This window comes from Bacillus sp. AP50, from assembly GCF_040492675.1.
Classification (GTDB): Bacteria; Bacillota; Bacilli; order Bacillales; family Bacillaceae_G; genus Bacillus_A; species Bacillus_A cereus.
Genome location: NZ_JBEUTW010000699.1, coordinates 1 through 1,393, shown reverse-complemented (window position 1 = coordinate 1,393; position 1,393 = coordinate 1). Strand labels below are relative to the sequence as shown.

Below are 1,393 nucleotides of genomic sequence, written 5' to 3'. Positions count from 1 at the left end.
AAAAGCTTATCATTACGTGTTAAAGGATAAGCTTTTTTATTTTAGTGTAATTACAAGTTTTGAAATTCTTTTACTACTTTCATAATAAACTTAAAGATGCTCTTTTCAACTTTGTAAAATTAATCCTTCATTATTTAAAAGCCGTGATATACCAAATAGCAACAATATTTCCATTTTTATCGAGTACTCTGCCTTCAGCTGCTCCTTCTTCATATGCTGTTACTACACCAGTTTTAGGGTTGACATAAATTTTATTTTCACTAAATAAGACATATTTGTATTGATTTCCGCTTGGCGTCATTGACCAAGGTTTCCCCACTTTAATGTGCATAAATTCACCTTGCACATCAGATACTTGATAAACCGATTTTGTTGATTCTGGATTGTTTACTGCAGCGTGAGTTTTAGTAGTAGCAAAAGTTCCTAAACCTCCAATTCCAATGGTAGCTGCTAACGCAATTCCAACAAATTTTTTCATGTGATAATGCCTCCTTTTTTAATTCATACCTGTATATTAAACGGTTAGTCTTTCATGTCACTTTCATTTACCTTACAATAACCTTAAGTGGATTTTTGAAAATTCTGACCGATGCGAGGGAGAGTATGAAAAAAAATATATTAATTGTTGATGATGACAAAGATATTATTGATCTTTTAAAGCTTTTTTTAGAAATGGAAAATTTTTTTGTTGTAGAGGCTTTAAATGGGGAAGTTGCCTTAAAGTGTCTAGAAGAAAATCATATTGATTTAGCTATCGTTGATATTATGATGCCTAAAATGGATGGTTACCAATTAATTAAAAAGATTCGTGAGACGTTACAATTCCCAATACTTATATTGTCAGCCAAATCTCAAGAAGTAGATAAAATTATAGGTTTAGGGATTGGAGCAGATGACTTCATTACAAAGCCATTTAGTGCTTTAGAAACTATAGCTAGAGTTCAAGCTCACCTTAGAAGGTCCTATGAATTTAATGATAAGGCTGTAGAAGGTAAGGAGAAGCAAATTCATATGGGTGATTTAGTATTAGATCATCATTCTTGTACACTCTATAAATCAAGCGAATCCATTTCTCTCAGTGCTACGGAATATAAAATCTTAACACTTTTTATGGAAGAACCAGGGAGAATTTTTACTAAAAAACAAATTTTTGAAAGTGTATGGTCGGATTATTACTGTGCAGATGATAATACGATTATGGTTCATATTAGTAGACTGCGAGAGAAATTAGAGGATTCTCCTAAGAATCCAGTTTATATAAAAACGATCCGGGGACTTGGGTATAGATTTGCTAGGAAGGAAGAACTTTATGAAAAATAAAGTTTTATATATCTTAATTAAAAATTACGTTATATTTGCACTAGCAATAGGTTTCACGGTGATAATCTTATTT

2 protein-coding genes are annotated in these 1,393 nt (G+C 31.4%); one reads left to right on the top strand and one right to left on the bottom strand.

Annotated features, from left to right (window positions below; translation table 11 throughout):
- Window positions 1-130: 130 nt before the first annotated feature.
- Entirely contained in the window at window positions 131-478 is a 348-nt protein-coding gene (locus ABWK52_RS28565; RefSeq protein WP_098542230.1) for a hypothetical protein, read from the bottom strand.
- A gap of 125 nt (window positions 479-603) precedes the next feature.
- On the opposite strand from ABWK52_RS28565, the gene ABWK52_RS28560 reads away from it, so the two are divergent.
- On the top strand, window positions 604-1,320 hold the full coding sequence (locus ABWK52_RS28560) for a response regulator transcription factor (RefSeq protein WP_097796901.1): 717 nt from the start codon (window positions 604-606) through the stop codon (window positions 1,318-1,320).
- Window positions 1,321-1,393 lie beyond the last annotated feature (73 nt).